General features: G+C 48.9%; 15 protein-coding genes, 3 tRNA genes, 2 rRNA genes and 1 pseudogene. 17 read left to right on the top strand and 4 right to left on the bottom strand.

Features of this window, described 5'->3' with window-relative positions; genetic code table 11:
• The first annotated feature begins 10 nt into the window (after window positions 1-10).
• The 4 genes from AQULUS_RS09390 (at window position 11) to rrf (ending at window position 3,874) form a co-directional block, all read left to right on the top strand.
• Window positions 11-87 (top strand) — tRNA-Ile (locus AQULUS_RS09390).
• 328 nt (window positions 88-415) lie between these two features.
• A tRNA-Ala gene (locus AQULUS_RS09385) sits at window positions 416-488 on the top strand.
• A gap of 219 nt (window positions 489-707) precedes the next feature.
• Window positions 708-3,615, top strand: a 23S ribosomal RNA gene (locus AQULUS_RS09380).
• A gap of 144 nt (window positions 3,616-3,759) precedes the next feature.
• A 5S ribosomal RNA gene (rrf, locus tag AQULUS_RS09375) occupies window positions 3,760-3,874 on the top strand.
• 141 nt (window positions 3,875-4,015) lie between these two features.
• On the opposite strand, the gene AQULUS_RS09370 is transcribed toward rrf, so the two are convergent.
• The 3 genes from AQULUS_RS09370 to dtd all read right to left on the bottom strand — a co-directional run bounded on the left by AQULUS_RS09370 (window position 4,016) and on the right by dtd (window position 5,598).
• On the bottom strand, window positions 4,016-4,288 hold the full coding sequence (locus AQULUS_RS09370; protein WP_148339893.1) for a hypothetical protein: 273 nt from the start codon (window positions 4,286-4,288) through the stop codon (window positions 4,016-4,018).
• Between the two features lie 156 nt (window positions 4,289-4,444).
• Window positions 4,445-4,969 carry an SET domain-containing protein gene (locus tag AQULUS_RS09365; protein WP_148339892.1) on the bottom strand — a complete coding sequence of 175 codons (525 nt, stop codon included), beginning with the start codon at window positions 4,967-4,969 and terminating at the stop codon, window positions 4,445-4,447.
• Window positions 4,970-5,142: 173 nt separating this feature from the next.
• A complete protein-coding gene (gene dtd, locus AQULUS_RS09360) occupies window positions 5,143-5,598 on the bottom strand; it encodes a D-aminoacyl-tRNA deacylase (RefSeq protein ID WP_148339891.1) in 456 nt (151 codons plus the stop codon).
• Window positions 5,599-5,757: 159 nt separating this feature from the next.
• Between dtd and glnA the strand changes: the two genes are divergently transcribed.
• The 5 genes from glnA (at window position 5,758) to AQULUS_RS09335 (ending at window position 11,781) form a co-directional block, all read left to right on the top strand.
• Window positions 5,758-7,239 carry a type I glutamate--ammonia ligase gene (gene glnA / locus AQULUS_RS09355; RefSeq protein ID WP_456298085.1) on the top strand — a complete coding sequence of 494 codons (1,482 nt, stop codon included), beginning with the start codon at window positions 5,758-5,760 and terminating at the stop codon, window positions 7,237-7,239.
• A 71-nt stretch (window positions 7,240-7,310) separates the two neighbouring features.
• Window positions 7,311-8,090: an exodeoxyribonuclease III gene (xth, locus tag AQULUS_RS09350; RefSeq protein ID WP_148339890.1), complete on the top strand. Its 780-nt coding sequence runs from the start codon at window positions 7,311-7,313 to the stop codon at window positions 8,088-8,090.
• Window positions 8,091-8,244: 154 nt separating this feature from the next.
• Window positions 8,245-10,038 carry an ankyrin repeat domain-containing protein gene (locus AQULUS_RS09345; RefSeq protein WP_172622810.1) on the top strand — a complete coding sequence of 598 codons (1,794 nt, stop codon included), beginning with the start codon at window positions 8,245-8,247 and terminating at the stop codon, window positions 10,036-10,038.
• Window positions 10,039-10,293: 255 nt separating this feature from the next.
• The gene (gene rpmE, locus AQULUS_RS09340) at window positions 10,294-10,530 is read left to right on the top strand and encodes a 50S ribosomal protein L31 (protein WP_148339888.1); all 237 of its coding nucleotides are present in this window, start codon (window positions 10,294-10,296) and stop codon (window positions 10,528-10,530) included.
• 27 nt (window positions 10,531-10,557) lie between these two features.
• Window positions 10,558-11,781, top strand: coding sequence for a malic enzyme-like NAD(P)-binding protein (locus tag AQULUS_RS09335; RefSeq protein ID WP_148339887.1), 1,224 nt, complete (start codon window positions 10,558-10,560; stop codon window positions 11,779-11,781).
• 142 nt (window positions 11,782-11,923) lie between these two features.
• On the opposite strand, the gene AQULUS_RS09330 is transcribed toward AQULUS_RS09335, so the two are convergent.
• Window positions 11,924-11,997 (bottom strand) — tRNA-Met (locus tag AQULUS_RS09330).
• A 138-nt stretch (window positions 11,998-12,135) separates the two neighbouring features.
• On the opposite strand from AQULUS_RS09330, the gene AQULUS_RS09325 reads away from it, so the two are divergent.
• The 8 genes and pseudogenes from AQULUS_RS09325 (at window position 12,136) to AQULUS_RS09290 (ending at window position 18,786) form a co-directional block, all read left to right on the top strand.
• Entirely contained in the window at window positions 12,136-12,759 is a 624-nt protein-coding gene (locus AQULUS_RS09325) for a glutathione S-transferase N-terminal domain-containing protein (protein ID WP_148339886.1), read from the top strand.
• A gap of 228 nt (window positions 12,760-12,987) precedes the next feature.
• A pseudogene (rpsF, locus tag AQULUS_RS09320) lies at window positions 12,988-13,305 on the top strand (30S ribosomal protein S6); the annotation flags it as partial.
• A 152-nt stretch (window positions 13,306-13,457) separates the two neighbouring features.
• Window positions 13,458-13,682: a 30S ribosomal protein S18 gene (gene rpsR, locus AQULUS_RS09315; RefSeq protein ID WP_148339885.1), complete on the top strand. Its 225-nt coding sequence runs from the start codon at window positions 13,458-13,460 to the stop codon at window positions 13,680-13,682.
• Window positions 13,683-13,691: 9 nt separating this feature from the next.
• Window positions 13,692-14,696: a YybS family protein gene (locus AQULUS_RS09310; protein ID WP_148339884.1), complete on the top strand. Its 1,005-nt coding sequence runs from the start codon at window positions 13,692-13,694 to the stop codon at window positions 14,694-14,696.
• A gap of 40 nt (window positions 14,697-14,736) precedes the next feature.
• Window positions 14,737-15,189, top strand: a complete 453-nt coding sequence (gene rplI / locus AQULUS_RS09305; RefSeq protein WP_148339883.1) for a 50S ribosomal protein L9 — start codon at window positions 14,737-14,739, stop codon at window positions 15,187-15,189.
• 136 nt (window positions 15,190-15,325) lie between these two features.
• Window positions 15,326-16,720 (top strand): replicative DNA helicase, encoded by a 1,395-nt coding sequence (gene dnaB / locus AQULUS_RS09300; RefSeq protein WP_408608944.1) that lies wholly within the window; start codon window positions 15,326-15,328, stop codon window positions 16,718-16,720.
• 38 nt (window positions 16,721-16,758) lie between these two features.
• Window positions 16,759-17,820, top strand: coding sequence for an alanine racemase (alr, locus tag AQULUS_RS09295; RefSeq protein WP_232051869.1), 1,062 nt, complete (start codon window positions 16,759-16,761; stop codon window positions 17,818-17,820).
• Window positions 17,821-17,898: 78 nt separating this feature from the next.
• Complete coding sequence (locus AQULUS_RS09290; RefSeq protein ID WP_148339881.1) at window positions 17,899-18,786, top strand: S1/P1 nuclease; 888 nt, start codon at window positions 17,899-17,901, stop codon at window positions 18,784-18,786.
• Window positions 18,787-18,823: the final 37 nt, after the last annotated feature.

The following is an 18,823-nucleotide window of genomic DNA, read 5'->3' as shown; positions in this document are numbered from 1 at the left end:
AGACCCTGCGGGGCCTGTAGCTCAGTTGGTTAGAGCACACGCTTGATAAGCGTGGGGTCGGTGGTTCAAGTCCACCCAGGCCCACCAACGAGAGTGTGAGGGCGGGCTGTTTTTGAGTTAGAGCCGCATTGATAGTGGTAAAGCAATGGGGTTTCTTAAGGGGAGAAACGCAGTTCTACCCTTAAGTCGCAAGCGAGGGCTTTGCCCGAGCGAAGCGATAGGTGAAGGAGCACAAAGCGTTTAGCTCTTTGGCTGGATCAAGGCTAAAGAGGTAAGGGTTTGAAGTTGCGCTGGATGATTTGAGTTAGAGCCGCATTGATAGTGGTAAAGCAATGGGGTTTCTTAAGGGGAGAAACGCAGTTCTACCCTTAAGTCGCAAGCGAGGGCTTTGCCCGAGCGAAGCGATAGGAACATCGGGGCCATAGCTCAGCTGGGAGAGCATCTGCTTTGCAAGCAGGGGGTCGTCGGTTCGATCCCGACTGGCTCCAGGAAAGAAGAGAACAGAAGATAGGATTCGGTGTTTAAGAGAGTTATCTTCTGATCTCTAGACGGGACAGAAAGTTCTTTAACAATTTGGTTGAAATAAAGCGAAGTACACTGGGTGTATTTACTCAAGTTAACTTTAGTAAAATGCATATGATCCTGGTGGTTGCTGCTGGATATTGCGCGCGAGCGTGATATGGAGCGGAGACGATTTGGGGTTATATGGTCAAGAAATTAAGCGCACAGGGTGAATGCCTTGGCAGTAAGAGGCGAAGAAAGACGTGGCAGCCTGCGAAAAGCCCCGGGGAGCTGGCAACAAGCTTTGATCCGAGGATATCTGAATGGGGAAACCCGACAGGAGAGATCCTGTCATCCTGGACTGAATACATAGGTCCAGAGAAGCGAACGTAGGGAACTGAAACATCTAAGTACCTATAGGAAAAGAAATCAACCGAGATTTCCCTAGTAGTGGCGAGCGAACGGGAAGCAGCCTGAACGTGGAAAGCATTGACTACTTAGCAGAATGGTTTGGAAAGGCCAGCCGTAGAGGGTGATAGCCCCGTATGTGAAAAGTAGTGGATGTGCAAGCGTTCGAAAAGTAGGACGGGACACGTGAAATCCTGTTTGAAGATGGGGGGACCATCCTCCAAGGCTAAATACTCCTTACTGACCGATAGTGAACAAGTACCGTGAGGGAAAGGCGAAAAGAACCCCGGAGAGGGGAGTGAAATAGAACCTGAAACCGTGTGCGTACAAGCAGTGGAAGCCGGAGTAATCTGGTGACTGCGTACCTTTTGTATAATGGGTCAGCGAGTTAATAGTGTTGGCGAGCTTAACCGAATAGGGGAGGCGAAGGGAAACCGAGTCCGAAATGGGCGTTAAGTCGGCATTATTAGACCCGAAGCCGGGCGATCTAGCCATGACCAGGGTGAAGGGACGGTAACACGTTCTGGAGGCCCGAACTCACTACTGTTGAAAAAGTAGGAGATGAGTTGTGGCTAGGAGTGAAAGGCTAAACAAGCCCGGAGATAGCTGGTTCTCCTCGAAAGCTATTTAGGTAGTGCCTTGTGAGGTTCTTTGCGGGGGTAGAGCACTGTGCCGGCTAGGGGGACGTGATAGTCCTACCAAACCGATGCAAACTCCGAATACCGCAAAGCCATATCACAGGAGACACACGGCGGGTGATAAGGTCCGTCGTGAAGAGGGAAAAAGCCCAGACCGTCAGCTAAGGTCCCCAAGAGATAGTTAAGTGGTAAACGATGTGAGAAGGCCGAGACAGCCAGGAAGTTGGCTTAGAAGCAGCCATCTTTTAAAGAAAGCGTAATAGCTCACTGGTCGAGTCGGCTTGCGCGGAAGATGTAACGGGGCTAAAACTATCCACCGAAGCTACGGATCCGTACATTAGTACGGGTGGTAGAGGAGCGTTCTGTAAGTCTGTGAAGGTGTCCTGAGAGGGATGCTGGAGATATCAGAAGTGCGAATGCTGACATGAGTAACGATAATGCGAGAGAAAAACTCGCACGCCGAAAGTCCAAGGTTTCCTGCGCGACGGTAATCGACGCAGGGTGAGTCGGCCCCTAAGGTGAGGCTGAGAAGCGTAGCTGATGGGAAGCAGGTTAATATTCCTGCACTTGGTGACTGGAGCGAAGGGGGGACGGAGAAAGCTAGGCTAGCTGGGTGTTGGTTGTCCCAGTTTAAGCATGTAGGAAGAATGAGTAGGCAAATCCGCTCATTCCTATTCTGAGGTGTGATGACGACCCCGCACACGTTGCGGGGGAAGTAGTTGATGCTAAGCTTCCAGGAAAATCCTCTAAGTGTTGAAAGTCATTGAACCGTACCGCAAACCGACACAGGTGGACAAGTTGAGAATACTAAGGCGCTTGAGAGAACTCGGGTGAAGGAACTAGGCAAATTGACACCGTAACTTCGGGAGAAGGTGTGCCTCTGTTAGGTGAGAGCCCTGCGGCTTAAGCTGAGAGAGGTTGCAAAGAATCGGTGGCTGCGACTGTTTATTAAAAACACAGCACTCTGCAAACTCGAAAGAGGAAGTATAGGGTGTGACGCCTGCCCGGTGCCGGAAGGTTAAGTGATGGGGTTAGCGCAAGCGAAGCTCTTGATCGAAGCCCCGGTAAACGGCGGCCGTAACTATAACGGTCCTAAGGTAGCGAAATTCCTTGTCGGGTAAGTTCCGACCTGCACGAAAGGCGTAACGATAGCCACACTGTCTCCACCCGAGACTCAGTGAAGTTGAATTTGCTGTGAAGATGCAGTGTACCCGCGGCAAGACGGAAAGACCCCGTGCACCTTTACTATAGCTTTGCACTGGACTTTGAGCGTTTCTGTGTAGGATAGGTGGGAGGCTTTGAAACCTGGGCGCTAGCTCAGGTGGAGCCGACCTTGAAATACCACCCTGAAATGCTTGGGGCTCTAACCTAATCTCGTAATCCGGGATGGGGACAGTGCATGGTGGGTAGTTTGACTGGGGCGGTCTCCTCCCAAAGAGTAACGGAGGAGTACGAAGGTCCACTCAGCGCGGTCGGACATCGCGCAGTGCGTATAAGAGCAAAAGTGGGCTTGACTGCGAGACTGACGGGTCGAGCAGGTACGAAAGTAGGTTCTAGTGATCCGGTGGTTCTGTATGGAAGGGCCATCGCTCAACGGATAAAAGGTACGCCGGGGATAACAGGCTGATACCGCCCAAGAGTTCATATCGACGGCGGTGTTTGGCACCTCGATGTCGGCTCATCACATCCTGGGGCTGAAGCCGGTCCCAAGGGTATGGCTGTTCGCCATTTAAAGTGGTACGCGAGCTGGGTTTAGAACGTCGTGAGACAGTTCGGTCCCTATCTGCCGTGGGCGTTTGAGATTTGAGGGGAGTTGCTCCTAGTACGAGAGGACCGGAGTGAACGTACCTCTGGTGTTCCGGTTGTCACGCCAGTGGCATTGCCGGGTAGCTATGTACGGAAGAGATAACCGCTGAAAGCATCTAAGCGGGAAGCTCGCCCCAAGATGAGATCTCACGAGCGTAAGCTCCTGTAGGTCCGTTGGAGACCACAACGTTGATAGGCTGGGTGTGAACGTACAGTAATGTATTTAGCTAACCAGTACTAATTGACCGTGCGACTTGACCATATAACACCCAAGTCGTTTGATGAAAGTGTACTTCGCAATTATCCTGAGCACGCGGTGCGGGAAATCCCCTGGAAGCAGAGGAACCTTACGCCGCACAAAGCTTCAGGACGGCAGTTCAACCTGTGCCGTTTCAACCAGTTACTGCCTGGCGACCAGAGCAAGTGGGTACCACCTGATCCCATCTCGAACTCAGAAGTGAAACCATTTAGCGCCTATGATAGTGTGGGTTTATCCATGCCAAAGTCGGTCATCGCCAGGCTCTTTTTCCTAAAGCCCCTGCAATTAATCCTTGCAGGGGCTTTTTGTTTTTCTGATTTGACAAATGCTAAAGCGTCAAAACTGGTTATTTAGACAATGATGGATTTAAATGCTTTTGATGACGGGATAGGGATAGGAATCTCTATTTGCTGTATCGCGGCGGTGCGGGTAATGCTTGCTGTTTCGATGTATTATCTTGTGGTCCTTCTCCTTGACTATTTATTTCTGCCCTTTGTCCATCAAAAATTGCAGGTGTGGAGGATCTGAAAAACAGTGATAAAAGTCCCTGATTATCATCGGGATGCTCACCCCAGAATGTAATGCCGCTCTGGGCTTCACTTTCAACTGACTTATACGTGCCTTCTCTGGTCAATTCTTTCAGCTCGATTTTTTCATTTTTTTTTCCGCTAAACATCTCTAAACCTCTGATAATTGGCTGAAAACAGGCTCATTCAGGAAGTGAGGGCATCTTCTATGATTATTTTTCGCCTATATTAAGCGATCTTTGCCGGCTTTTCAGTATTTTCTTGTGTCAGGAAGAATCGATGCTGTCGTTTGTGAAAACCCAGTTTTATAAACGCCCAGAGAGTTTTAATTGCAGTTTGATATAATCCGGCAATACGTTCAGATTCAGGTAATGGTCCAGGGTTTCTGATGGAATGCTCAGGACGTTACCTATAGTTTGACGGCATCCGTTAGCATGACAGCCGCAATTCATGGTCCATTTGTCCAGAATTCCGCTAGTGGTGGAATAATCGTAAGTGATTTCCTCGCCTGCCTGGATATCTCTGACAGCATACAACTCGCTTTTGTAGCGTATGCCTGCATTAGGCTGGCAGGAGTGATTAATAGTTTTGGATTTATAGTCAAGAATCAGGAATACTTTGTCGCCGATTTGCAGCGGATCATCCCCAGATATTCCGAGCCCGGCACAATGTGGCTCCACATCCTGTGTTACGATGGCTTCACCGGCGAGAGCAATGATAAACTCACCGCGCTTGATGTATCTTGCAGCAAAACTTCCTTTGCCGCTTATTCCTGATGATCTGATTTCTAGTATTTCCGGCTCAACGTCTACCTTGGTATTCTTTTGCAATCACAATCCCTTTACGCCTTTTCTAGAGTGTAAGAATAATACAATTGGTAATATTATTAGACTATCATGTTTGCATAGTCTACGTTTTTTTGTGGCTTTTTCTGCGTGGTCATTTCACGCAAAACTGGCTGAAAACCTGTTTGTTTGCATTAATTACAATGAGTTATAAAGAGTTATCCGGCGTGCCGGCTTTCCGCTTTCAGAAGGAAAGTGACTGGCCCGTCATTGCATAGACTGACTTGCATATAAGCGCCAAAGACGCCGGCTTCAACCCTGGCGTATTGCTGTCGGGCGTGCGTGACCAAATATTCAAATAGCTTTTTTCCAGCCTCAGGCGCCATTCCGGCTGAAAACCCGGGCCGGGTGCCTTTATTTGTCTCTGCAACCAGAGTGAGCTGCGGAACGATCAGCAAATCACCTTGCACATCCCGGAGGCTGAGATTCATCCTGCCCTGGTTATCAGGAAAAATGCGGTATTGAAGTATGCGTTCAACCATCTTCCGGGCTTCAATTTCAGTATCGGATTTCTCTATGCCAACCAAGGCCGTAATACCTTTGGAAATGGCTGCTGCCGTGGCACCGGCAATGTCGACACGGGCGTGGGTAACTAACTGGATCAGGCTTAACATACGAAACCCACGGAGGTCCATTTATTAAGAGGGGTATTAATGATAATAAATTTATTCCCAAAATGTTAGTATTTGCTTTATAAAATAACAAAAAAAATCGCTTCGAACCCGCATCGATATTCGGATAGAATACCGCAACTAAAATTAAAGGGGCCTGCCATGAATGAACTCGTTGCAAATATGACTAAAACCAAAGCGGCTAATCTGGCCAGCGCGCATCGCGTTGATGCCACTGGTATAGACCGTGTCAGGGAGTTGATTAAAGAACATGAAGTAGAATTTGTAGACCTGAGGTTTACGGATTTACGCGGCAAGGAACATCATGTCACCCTTCCACAGGCAAAAATTGATGATAATTTCTTCACTTATGGCAAGGCATTCGATGGATCTTCCCTTTGCGGCTGGCAGGATATCAATGAGTCAGATTTATTGCTGATTCCAGATGCTTCCACCGCCATTATGGATATTTTCACGGAAGTTCCCACCCTGATTATTCGTTGCGATGTGTTTGACCCCATTACCCAGGCACCGTATGCACGTGACCCCAGAGGGGTTGCAATACGCGCCGAACAGTATCTGGCTAAAAGCGGCATAGCTGATGTCTGTAATTTCGGTCAGGAAGTCGAATTTTTCATATTCGATGACGTGCGTTGGGACATCAGAATGAATGGTTGTTTTTATGACGTGGATTCGGAAGAAGCAAGCTGGAATACGGGTACCGAGATGGAAAATGGCAACATGGGTCATCGCCCCCGTATCAAAGGCGGTTATTTCCCTGTTCCGCCTGTAGATTCTTCCCATGATTTGCGCAGTGCCATGTGTACTGCTTTAATGGCAATGGGCCTGGTGCCGGAAGTGCATCATCATGAAGTGGCAACGTGCGGGCAGAACGAAATCACTACCCGCTATAGTACCTTGCTGCATAAATGCGACGAACAACTGGTGTTCAAATATGTCATCCAGAATATTGCTCATGCTCATAACAAGACCGTGACATTTATGCCCAAGCCGCTGGTCGGTGATAACGGGAGCGGACTGCACTGCCATCAGTCATTGAGCAAGGACGGCAAAAACCTCTTTGCAGGTAATGAATACGCCGGTTTGTCTGAAATGGCGCTTTATTATATCGGGGGCATTATCAAGCATGCGCGCGCGTTAAATGCGTTTACCAATCCGACCACCAATAGCTACAAACGCCTTGTTCCCGGATTCGAAGCTCCCGTCACTATGGTCTATTCTGAAGGCAACCGCTCAGCAGGAATCCGCATTCCGCGCGTTTTCAGTGATAAGGAAAAACGTATTGAGGTGCGTTTCCCGGATGCGATGGCTAACCCTTATCTCGCTTTTACCGCTTTGCTTATGGCGGGACTGGACGGCATTAAAAACAAGATTAATCCTGGCAAGGCGGTTGATGAAAACCTGTATGATTTGCCAGAGAAAAAAGTCAAATCATTCCCCAGCCTCGCATCGTCTCTCGAGCAAGCCTTGGACAGCCTGGAGAAAGACCATGCCTTCTTGCTGGAAGGCGGGGTGTTTACCAAAGAATTGATCGATGCTTACATTTCCGTGAAGCGGGAAGAAGTCACGCGTGTCAACATGACTACCCATCCTGTGGAATTTGATTTGTACTACAGTTTGTAATTTGTCTTTGTCACTCCTGTCTTTGGCGCTGTCAGCTGATGGCGTCAAAGATGATGTAAAGTGAAAATGCCATGCGACTATTTAAGATTGCAACCTGGAATGTCAATTCATTACGTGTTCGTCTTCCACATGTGCTTGCGTGGCTAAAAGAGGCAAAGCCTGACGTGCTTGCTCTGCAGGAAACCAAATTGCCAGACGCGGATTTTCCTTCTGCGGCATTTATTGATGCGGGTTATGACGCGGTATTTTCTGGCCAGCGCACATACAATGGCGTCGCTGTTATCAGCCGGACAAAGCCAACGGATATTCTGACGGACTTGCCAGGACTTGAAGATCCGCAGCGCAGGGTTTTGGGCATGGTTGCTGGCGATATTCGCGTCCTGGATTTGTATGTGCCCAATGGTGAAAGTGTCAATTCTGAAAAATACCAATACAAATTGAACTGGCTTAAAAAACTGGACTTGTTTTTAAAACGGGAACTGCAAAAACACCCCAGAATGATCGTGTTGGGAGATTTTAATATTGCCCCGGAAGACATAGATGTGCACGATCCTGCTCTTTGGGAAGGGCAAGTGTTGTTTAGCGTGCCTGAGAGAAAAGCTTTCAAGAGTTTATTGCAGCTGGGGTTTGCTGATTGTTTCAGGCAGATTAACCCGCAGGAAAAAAGTTATTCCTGGTGGGATTATCGTATGAATGCATTCCGGCGCGGCATGGGACTGCGCATTGACCATATTCTTGCAAGCGTCCCGCTGGCATCGCAATGTGTCAAATGTTACATCGATAAATCCCAGCGCGGGCTGGAGCGCCCGTCTGATCATGCGCCAGTTGTTGCTGAGTTTCGTCTGACATAATTAAGTAAGTTCATTAAGCTGACGCAGGTTAAGAAACTTACTCACATAGTCGGAGGTCGTTTTAATATGAGTGACCACATTCTGCGGTTTGGATGTGCAAGCGGTGAAGAGAAAGAGGTCAATGGAAAAAACTTAATTGCAGACGGATATGGGTATGCAAAGAAACTGGAATCTCACAACGGATGTCGATATTTCACAAACCGTTATACTCGATAAAATCGCCCAATACCTGAAAATCAAACACCGCGACCAGTCACTGGTTGATGAAATGTTCACAACCGGCGGTTATTGTGTGGGTTTTACAGGGTTGGCGTTGTATTCTTTGCATCTGCTGTTGACCGAGCCTGCGGTGTCGGGTGCGAAGCGCCAGACTTGCCGGGATGATTGGCACTGGCTGCGCAGCGCGCTGGTCCGACTGGCCAGCTGGGATGGCACGGAAGCCAGTCTGAATAAAAAAACCCAGGCAGGCAGGCGGTTGAGGCGCGACACGGAACGTCTGATCGCACTGATTCGGCAGTTTCAGGACCCTGATACATTAGAACCTGTGACGCAAATGCAGCTTCATAATGTTATTTATGATACCCGCGGAAAAGTGTTTTTCCAGGAATATACATTAGCCGGCCTGTTCAAGCCCGAAGATTTTTCCAGACGCATTACCATTAAGGAGAGCGGCGGACTCGCAAGAGTGACAACACTGGTTGATGAGATTATAAAAGACCACCGCCTGGTTTTTATTTCCTGTCTGGATCATATCGTTGGAATTATCAAACATGAAAATTCATATTATTTTTACAATTCCAATAACGAACATGGATGGGGCATTTATTCCGGCGATTCAGTCAGGGAGCTGATAGAAGCGGTATTTGCCGCGCATTTTGATTCTGATCTGCATCGCCATCTACCCCTGAATGTGAATGTGTTGTCAACAAATCAAGCGTCACCCGTATCTTATCTTTCCCAGGATCGATTGCTGAAGGCAATAGGCGCTTCCGGGCTTGCTTACGGAGACGACAAGGACAAGACCAGCGCTTTATACATGGCGGCTGATGTGCGATGCCGCAATTCAGTGCGCTATTATCTTAGTCATCCTCCAGAGCCGTTATCCACTTATGTTAACAAGGCGAGTTTACATCATTATACTCCGCTTCATGTCGCAGCTCGGGAAGGTGCCGCCAGCGTGACTACGGACTTGTTACTTGCAGGCGCTGATCCGGATGCCGTCAATAACATGGGAAAGACACCATTATGCCTGGCGGTGGAACACAGGTTTTTGAGTACGGCAACTATCTTGCTCAAGCATAAAGCCAGTGTGAATATGCAGACAAACCATGGCGATACGGCCTTGCATCTGGCTGTTCGCAACAACGATACGGCAATGACGAAACTATTGCTGGCTTATTTCGCTCCGGTCAATGTTAAAAACCACAGTGGCAGCACGCCATTTCTGGAAGCGGTGCAGCAGCGGAATGCGAATATATTAATGTTATTGCTGGAAAGGGGAGGGCTGCAAGTTTCGGCAGAAGAACTGCGGACGTTGAAAAAGGCGGTGGCAGACAACCCGGAAAATCATTCATTGCAAGCCTGTCTAAATCAGGCAGTTATCCATTGTGTAATAGTCCAGATACAGAAACAGATTGAAACGGCTTTTTCCACCAACCGCCGCATGCGGCTCAATGCATCCCGCAAACTTGAGAAGCTCAGAAAAGAACTGGAGACAATCCAGCCGGATACAAGAAGCCGGATACTCTATCTATTAAAGCACATGCTGCCGGAATTGAACGCCGCGCCGAATAAATCGTATTTCTCGCTATGGAATCCCCCGGCCGGCGGCGCGGATAGATTGCTGGCTTTTGTGGATACGCTAAATATGAAGATCACAATACGCGATGTGGAAAACTATTATCCGCAGAAAAGCACACGTATGGAATCCCGGTATGTCCGCGTTTAATGCCGGAGGCGAGTCTGTTTTTTTCACCCGATAACCGCGGAGAACCTTTTTGTCGTCATCAAGTTATTGAAAAATAATAAATATAATTAATGCGCCTCTCCTCTTTCCCATGGCGGCCTGCTTTTTGTCCACGCCGGACTATACTGGAAAATAAGGAATTCCATTTCCAGGGAGTGAAATACAAACAGGTGTCATCTTGATTAAGGGGCGAGAGTTGGTTATTATTGCCCCCCTAATTTATAGGGGTTCGTCGGAATGAAGCCAAATATCCATCCAGAATACAAAGACATTAAAGTTGTTTGCAGCTGTGGCAGTACGTTTGTCACCAGATCGACCATGGGAAAGGAACAACTGCTTCTTGAAGTGTGCTCTATGTGCCATCCTTTCTATACAGGTACGCAAAAAATTGTTGATACCGCTGGCCGTGTTGATCGTTTCCGGCAGAAATACGGCTTGAAAGGCAAAGATACCAAAAAAGCTGACGAAAAATAATAAACTCTAATAATAAGTACCTATTCCATGTCAGATGCATTGCGGCAGGCTGCGCTCGACTACCATTCGCAGCCTGTTCCCGGAAAAGTTCGTATCGCGCTCAGCAAGCCTGCCGGGACGCAATATGATTTGTCACTAGCCTATACCCCGGGCGTTGCCGAACCTGTAAAAGAAATCGTTCTCGATCCCCGTTCCGCATACCGTTATACCAATAAAGGCAACCTGGTTGCTGTCATCACCAATGGAACCGCGGTATTAGGCCTGGGTAATGTGGGTGCGCTCGCGGGAAAACCGGTCATGGAAGGCAAGGCTGCCTTGTTCAAGCGCTTTGCTGATATAGATGTTTTTGATATCGAAATAGACTGTGATAATCCGCAAGAACTGGTAGACACCATTGTGCGCATCGCGCCGACGTTTGGCGGGATCAACCTTGAAGACATTAAGGCTCCGGAATGTTTTTTTGTTGAAGCGGAACTCAAAAAACGCTTGAGTATCCCGGTCTTTCATGATGACCAGCAGGGCACGGCAATTGTTGTATCAGCAGCCTTGTTGAATGCCCTGGAACTCCAGGGAAAAAAATTATCAGACATGAATATTGTCTGCTTGGGCGCCGGCGCTGCCGGAATTGCCACGATGCGCCTGTTGGTGAAGTTGGGTGCGGTGAAAGAAAATATTTATCTTGTTGACAGGGAAGGTGTCGTCCATGCTGGCAGGGCCGGTCTCAATGCCCAGAAACAGGAATTTGCGAATATGACCAGTAAACGTTCGCTGGCAGATGCTATGCATGATGCAAACGTCTTCATCGGCGTTTCTGGTCCCAAATTACTTGCGCCGGAATTGGTAAAAACCATGGCAAAAAATCCTGTCATTTTTGCCCTTTCCAATCCGGTTCCGGAAATCATGCCTGAAGAAGCCATGAATGTGCGCAGCGATATCATTCTCGCGACAGGCCGGAGTGATTATCCTAATCAGGTGAATAACGTATTGTGTTTTCCTTATCTCTTTCGCGGTGCGCTGGATGTGCGCGCGAGAACCATCAATGAAGAAATGTACCTGGCCGCGGTATACGCGATACAGGCTTTAGCAAAAGAGCCGGTGCCGGATGAAGTGCTTGCTGCTTATGGAATTGAGCGCGGCATCTCGTTTGGCCCGGCTTATTTAATCCCCAAACCTGTCGATCCGCGCCTGAAAGATGTTGTGTCTGCCGCCGTTGCCAGGGCTGCTATCGATTCAGGCGCGGCAGGTCTTTAAATTTTTCTTTAACCCCTGTTTGAAACCGCGCCTTCTCGCAAATGGAAAAGACCCTTTCTTTTACCTGACCTGACTTGAAGCGGATTTGAAACCAAAGCGGATTATGTGCGGTGACATACAAGCTGGCTGATGCGAATTCATCTGGCTATGGGTGGACTCGAACCACCGACCTCAGCATTATGAGTGCCGCGCTCTAACCAGCTGAGCTACATAGCCTGAATCGAGCTTCCGTTAGTGATCAAGGCAGCTCGTGAGGCGCATATTCTCGAAGTTTTGGGAGGTCTTTGTCAAGGAAAGGATGTTTTTTTCAGACAAAAATATTATATTGCCAAAAGCGTATTCTGGGAGGCGGGCATGATAGATTTTTACACGTGGAAGACCCCAAACGGGCAGAAAATTGCAATTATGCTGGAAGAAAGCGGGCTGGCCTATAAAACGCACTTTGTAGACATCAGCAAGCAAGAGCAATTCAGGCCGGAATTTCTGAAAATCAATCCAAATAATAAAATCCCTGCCATTGTAGACCACGACGGCCCCCGCCATCATGCCCTGAATCTATTTGAGTCCGGTGCCATTTTAATTTATCTCGCAGAAAAAACCGGCAAGCTCTTGTCTCTGGATCCGCGCTGCCGCATTCTGACGATACAGTGGTTAATGTTTCAGATGAGCGGTATTGGCCCCATGCTGGGGCAGTTACATCATTTTCTTCATTACGCCGCGGAAAGAATTCCCTACGCAGTTGAGCGTTATACCAATGAAGCCAAACGGTTGTACCGGGTCATGGATGAGCATCTGGAAAACGAACCGTTTTTTGCCGCGGATTATTCCATTGCTGATATTGCCATTTTTCCCTGGGTTAACCTGCACGAACGGCAGCGCATTGACCTTGATGATTATCCTAACCTTAAAGCCTGGCACCGGCGCATCGCCAAGCGTCCGGCCGTCATCAAAGGGCTTGCGCTCACTGAGAATCTCTAGCGCGCCTTTCATTCCCGCACCCGGTGCGGGGAAATCCAGACGCTTATCTGTCATGGCAAGGGACTGACACAGTTTACATTCTCCATTTTGAGGAGGGTATCAGTTGCATACAGCCCCGCTCTCCCTTACAATTGGCACCCTTAAAAAGGTTAACTCCTTGCTTTTGCCAATGGTGGTAAAAGCTTAATAATCCGAGAGGAGCATTTCATGAAACGCAATACAGACAACATGCGGCACTACGAAGTCGTATTTCTGGTCCACCCTGATCAGAGCGAACAAGTGCCTGCAATGATCGAACGCTATAGCAACCTGATTACCGGCCATAAGGGCAAAATTCACCGCCTGGAAGACTGGGGCCGCAGACCGCTTGCTTATCCCATTAACAAGATCATGAAAGCACACTATGTGTTGATGAATATTGAATGTGATCAGGCAACGGTAGATGAGCTGGGTGATAATTTCCGTTATAACGATGCTGTTATCCGTAACATGATTTTACGCGTCAATCGCGCAGTGACCGAACCCTCTCCTGTTTCCAAGGAAAAAGACGGACGCAGTGAAATGGACATGTCAGGTTCGGATGCGTCTGAGCGCAGCAGACACGAGGCTGCCGGGGCATCTTCCCGCGACAAAAAGGAAGAAGCTGAAGAAACTGAAGAAGCGCGCGGCAAATAACTCATTGACTGGAGCATTAAATCATGTCTACCTATTTTCGTCGTAAAAAGATGTGCTATTTTACTGCCAATAAAATCAAGCATATAGATTATAAAGATGTCAATTTATTAAGAAAATTCATTATGGAAAACGGCAAAATCGTGCCCAGTCGTATTACGGGGACGAAAGCGGGATATCAGCGCCAGCTTGCAAAGGCGGTGAAACTGGCTCGTTTTATTGCCTTGTTGCCTTATTGCGACAGACATTAATTTCATCACATGCGGCTGCAACGTCTTACTGAATATTTGCTTCGCCACCGCTGGCAGGCAATCATACTGACTTTTATTATCACCTATATTCCGGTGATAGGCATGGCCAGTATCCTGATTGCCTGTCTGGTAACCTTGTGTGTGGGCGTTGTGGAAGGCGCCATGTTCACCCTGGCGGCGACACTTCCCTATGTTCTGGTTTTTGCATCAGGAACTCGGGAGGCTATCCCCATGGTGGTCTGGGCTACGGTCACGCTGACCGTGCTGGGTAATGTATTGACCTGGGTATTTGCTGTAATGTTGCGGCGTCACTGCTCATGGAGTTTCATTCTTCAGGTCGCGGCTTTGACAGGAGTATTGGCGATTAGCGTCATACATCTGGCATATCCGGGTATCGGCGACTGGTGGGCAGCCCAGCTGCAATCATTTTACAACCAGTCCGCTGCGCTGGCGGGTGCGGCCCAGGGTGAGACCTTACCGGCGATAGGCGAGTCACAAGTTGACACTATCAATATAATCAAGAACTTCGCAACGGGCATTCTCGCTGTGTTTGTATTATTCACGGCGGTGATTCAGGTGATGGTGGCGCGCTGGTGGCAAATCACGGTTTCTCATACCGGCCGTTTGGGCAGGGAACTGCAAGGAATACACTTGAGCCGCTTGGCGGGCGGTTTGTTCATGCTTGCTCTGGTGCTCTATTATTTGGAAAATAGCGTTGTTTTAGATATACTGCCTGTCCTTTGCCTGCTGTTTAGCGCGGCGGGACTGAGTCTGGTGCACTATATTTTCGGGCTGATGGAGCCGTCCAAGGGCCGTTTCTGGCTGTCCCTGTTGTATATCGCACTCATGTATTCGCTGACAATGATTGCCATGCTGCCATTGTTTTCGGCCCTGAACCTGATATTGCCGGTCGTGATCGCAGTCATGATTTTATCAGCAAGTATTTTTGCTTTCGTGGTGTTGGGTTTGTTTGATGTCTGGTTTAACATGCGGAAGCGGATTCGAAAGGTTTGAGAATTAATCATTAAGAAACATTAGCGGAGGGGGTAAGAAGGTGGAAGTTATCTTACTTGAAAAAATGCGCAACTTGGGTGCGCTGGGTGAAAAAGTAAAAGTGAAATCAGGCTATGCGCGAAACTTTCTGATTCCGCAAGGCAAGGCTGTTTATGCAACCAAAGATAATCTTGCAAAATTCGAACTGCGCCGCGCTGAACTTGAAAAGCTGGCAGCTGAACGTATGAAAGACGCTACAGCCAGGCAACAGAGTCTGGCGGCCCTGCCGACTATCGTTATCACTGTCAAGGCGGGAGAGGAAGGCAAGCTGTTCGGCTCTATAGGCACGCGTGACATTGCTGATGCGATCATGAAAGCCGGTGTCAAGGTTGAAAAGCGGGAAGTGTATTTGCCTGAAGGAGCGATACGCCTGGTGGGTGAATATGATATTGCTGTCGATCTGGGCAGTGATGTGACCGCAACTGTGAAAGTGAGCGTGGTTGCGGAAGGTTAATCACTTCTCTGATAATAAATAAACAGGCAGGATGGGAGATGGCGGCCCCTTCTGTCTGCTCTCTTCTTTGGACAATTTACCTCATTAATGCGAAAATTCGCTGTGACTCTCTTAATCCAGGACGGCGAAATTTGTTATGACTGAAGCATTGCTAAACAGACGGTCACCCGCAAATCGGGTCATGAATTCTCATTCGGTCAAAGTCCCGCCGCACTCCATTGAAGCCGAACAATCCGTATTGGGCGGGTTAATGCTGGATAACCGCGCCTGGGACCAGGTGGTGGAGCGCCTGCGTGAAGAAGATTTTTACCGTAACGAACACCGGCTGATTTTCCGCGTGATGTCGCGGCTGCAAGAGCAAGGCAAGCCCATAGATGTACTGACTGTTTCTGACGCCTTGCGCGAAATGCATGAATTGGAACAGGTGGGCGGGGAAGTCTACTTGTTTGAACTGGCGAACAATACACCTAGCGCCGCCAATATTTCAGCCTATGCAGACATTGTTCGCGAACGCTCTGTTTTGCGGCAAATGATCGCGGCTGCCGGTGATATCGCAGACAGTGCGTTCAATTCACAAGGCCGCAGCATAGTGGAATTACTGGATGCCGCGGAGCAGCGGGTTTTTTCTATCTCCGAGCAGGGATCGCGCGGAGACGGCCCCGTTAATGTTAAGGACTTTCTCGCTAAAACCATGGATAAGATCGATACCTTGTTTCATGCGGGCACGTCAATCACCGGCGTGCCAACCGGGTATCATGACCTGGATGAAATGACCTCGGGGCTGCAGCCCTCTGATCTGGTCATTATTGCGGGACGTCCCTCCATGGGTAAGACGATGCTTGGAATGAATATAGCCGAACATGTGGCCATTAAGAGCCGTTTTCCGGTGTTGATTTTCAGCATGGAAATGCCTGGTGAAGCCATTGTCATGCGCTTGCTGTCTTCTTTGTGCCGCATCGATCAGCTGCGTATACGTACTGGAAAACTGGCTGACGAAGACTGGCCGCGCATTAGCGCCACAGTAAGCATGCTCTCGGATACGCCGCTGTTTATTGACGATACGCCCGGGCTCAGCCCGGCAGAAATGCGCGCGCGCGCGCGCCGGCTCGCGAAAGAACACGGCCAGTTGGGAATGATATTGGTTGATTATTTACAATTGATGCAAGTGCCAGGTTATAGTGAAAACCGTACAGCGGAAATTTCTGAAATATCCCGTTCGCTAAAAGGGCTGGCGAAAGAGCTAAAAGTACCCGTTGTCGCGCTGTCCCAGCTTAACCGCGGACTGGAGCAGCGCTCGGACAAACGGCCGGTCATGTCGGATTTGCGTGAGTCCGGCGCGATTGAGCAGGATGCTGACGTGATTGCCTTTATATATCGGGATGAAGTTTATAATGAAAACAGTCCTGACAAGGGAACCGCTGAAATCATTATCGCCAAGCAGCGTAATGGTCCGATTGGGAAAGTCAGGTTAACCTTCATGGGGCAGTATACCTGTTTCGAAAACTTCACGCGTCAGTCAAATTATTCCTGATTCAGTATGGGTGATTTCAGATGAGCCGTCCAACTTACATGAAAATCAATCTTGCCTCGTTGCAGCATAACCTTGAACGGGTTCGCGCACTGGCATCCGGCCGTTCGATCATTGCCATGGTAAAAGCGAATGCCTATGGACACGGAATCACACGCATCGCCCATGCCTTGCCTGGCGCTGACGCACTGGGTGTCGCCTCCATGGAAGAAGGGTTGATGCTGCGTGATGACGGGATTACTCAGTCGATTGTGCTGGCAGAAGGCTTGTTTTATCAGGATGAAGTCCAGGAAGCCTCCAGACATCATTTTACCCTGGTGGTTCATCATTTGCCGCATGTGGAAATGCTGGAAAAGGCCAGGGTCAAACATCCATTCAAAGTCTGGCTGAAAGTCAATACCGGCATGCACAGGCTGGGGATTGATCCTGTGGATTTTCAGGAAGTGTACACTCGTCTGACGGCGGCCGAATCCGTGCAAAAGCCTATAGGTTTGATGACACATTTTGCAGAGGCAGACGCGGCAGACGGTCGGGCTACCGCACAACAGCTCGCCGTATTCAATCAGGTCACCGGGCATTTTGGCGGCCCGCGCAGCATGGCGAATTCCGCGGCCATTCTTGCCTGGCCTGAAACACATGGCGATTGGGTGCGGCCGGGACTCATGTTATACGGCGGATCGCCGTTTTCTGGTAAAACCGGCCTGGATTACGATTTGAAACCGGTCATGACTTTATGGTCCAGGCTCATAGCCATCACCAAGGTAAAAAAAGGCGGAAAAATAGGTTACGGCGGGACTTGGGAAGCGCCGGAAGATATGCAAGTCGGTGTGGTGGGCGTGGGTTACGGGGATGGCTATCCTCAATTTGCTGGCGTGGGCACGCCGATATTGGTAAATGGCGCGCGTTGTCCGCTGGTAGGCCGGGTTTCCATGGACATGCTGACAGTGGACTTGCGTAATCAGCCCCAAGCGAAAATTGGCGACCCTGTTACACTATGGGGCGAGGATTTGCCGGTTGAATATATTGCTGAATCCAGCCACACCTCCGCTTATGAGATTTTGACCCGTATGACTCCCAGACCAAAGATTGAAGTCAGTATGTGACGATTGTCCGTGCTGCGGCGATACAGCGCAAAACAAGCATATAATCTTGATAATTCTTCTTTGACAGGATAGAGTGCCATGCAAAATCCAGTTAAGAGAATCATAATGATGAAAACCCTTGGCCGATTCCTCTCTCTGTTCTGTCTGATGTTTCTCCTTCCTGCGGTCTCGTTTGCGTGGAATGCGCTGGGTCACATGGTGATCGCCGAAATTGCCTATCAAAATTTGAAACCGGATGTGCGTGAAAAAGTGGATGCGCTGGTAGAAAACCTGCATCAACAATATCCCGAGATGAAGTCATTCGCGAATATTTCTTATTGGCCTGATGCGCTGCGCGGGCAGAAAATTGAAACCTATACTCACTGGCATTACATTGATATCGCATTTAGTACCGATGGAACGCCGCTGCAAGATCTGGTTGATGATGATAATGCGGTGTGGGCTGTCAACAATATCGAACCGGTAGTTAAAAACACGCGCGCCAATGCCTATGAGCGCGCGCGCTTTCTCGCATTCCTGACACATATTGTCGGTGATTTGCACCAGCCGCTGCATACGGTTTCGTATATCTCGGCCGCAACGCCCAATGGCGACAAGGGTGGAAACGATTTTTACGTCCGATACAATAACGAGCGCGTTAAACTGCACAGGTTATGGGATGGCGGTGTGGGTGTGTTCGAAGGCGAGGGTTCACAAACCCGGGCGCATGAAACGGCGTCCAATATCATGGCTCTTTATCCGGAAAGCGGGTTTGGAGCGCAGGTCAATGACATCACACCGGCAAACTGGGCAAATGAAGGTCTGGAAAATGCCAAAAAATATGTTTATAACACTGCTCCCAACCAGGCACTTTCTGCCGCGTATGTAGAAGAAGGCCGGCGGATTTCTGAAAAAGAAGCCGCACTCGCGGGTTATCGGCTTGCAAAAATTCTTAACTCGATTATTTCTGTTGGCGATAAAAATTAAATGCAGTGCCTATGAATGCCAGCTAAAAACATGCTGG

Origin of the sequence: Aquicella siphonis, assembly GCF_902459485.1 — a bacterium.
Classification (GTDB): domain Bacteria; phylum Pseudomonadota; class Gammaproteobacteria; order DSM-16500; family DSM-16500; genus Aquicella; species Aquicella siphonis.
Note: the sequence above shows the minus strand (reverse complement) of the source record. Positions and strands in the feature narration are given on the sequence as shown.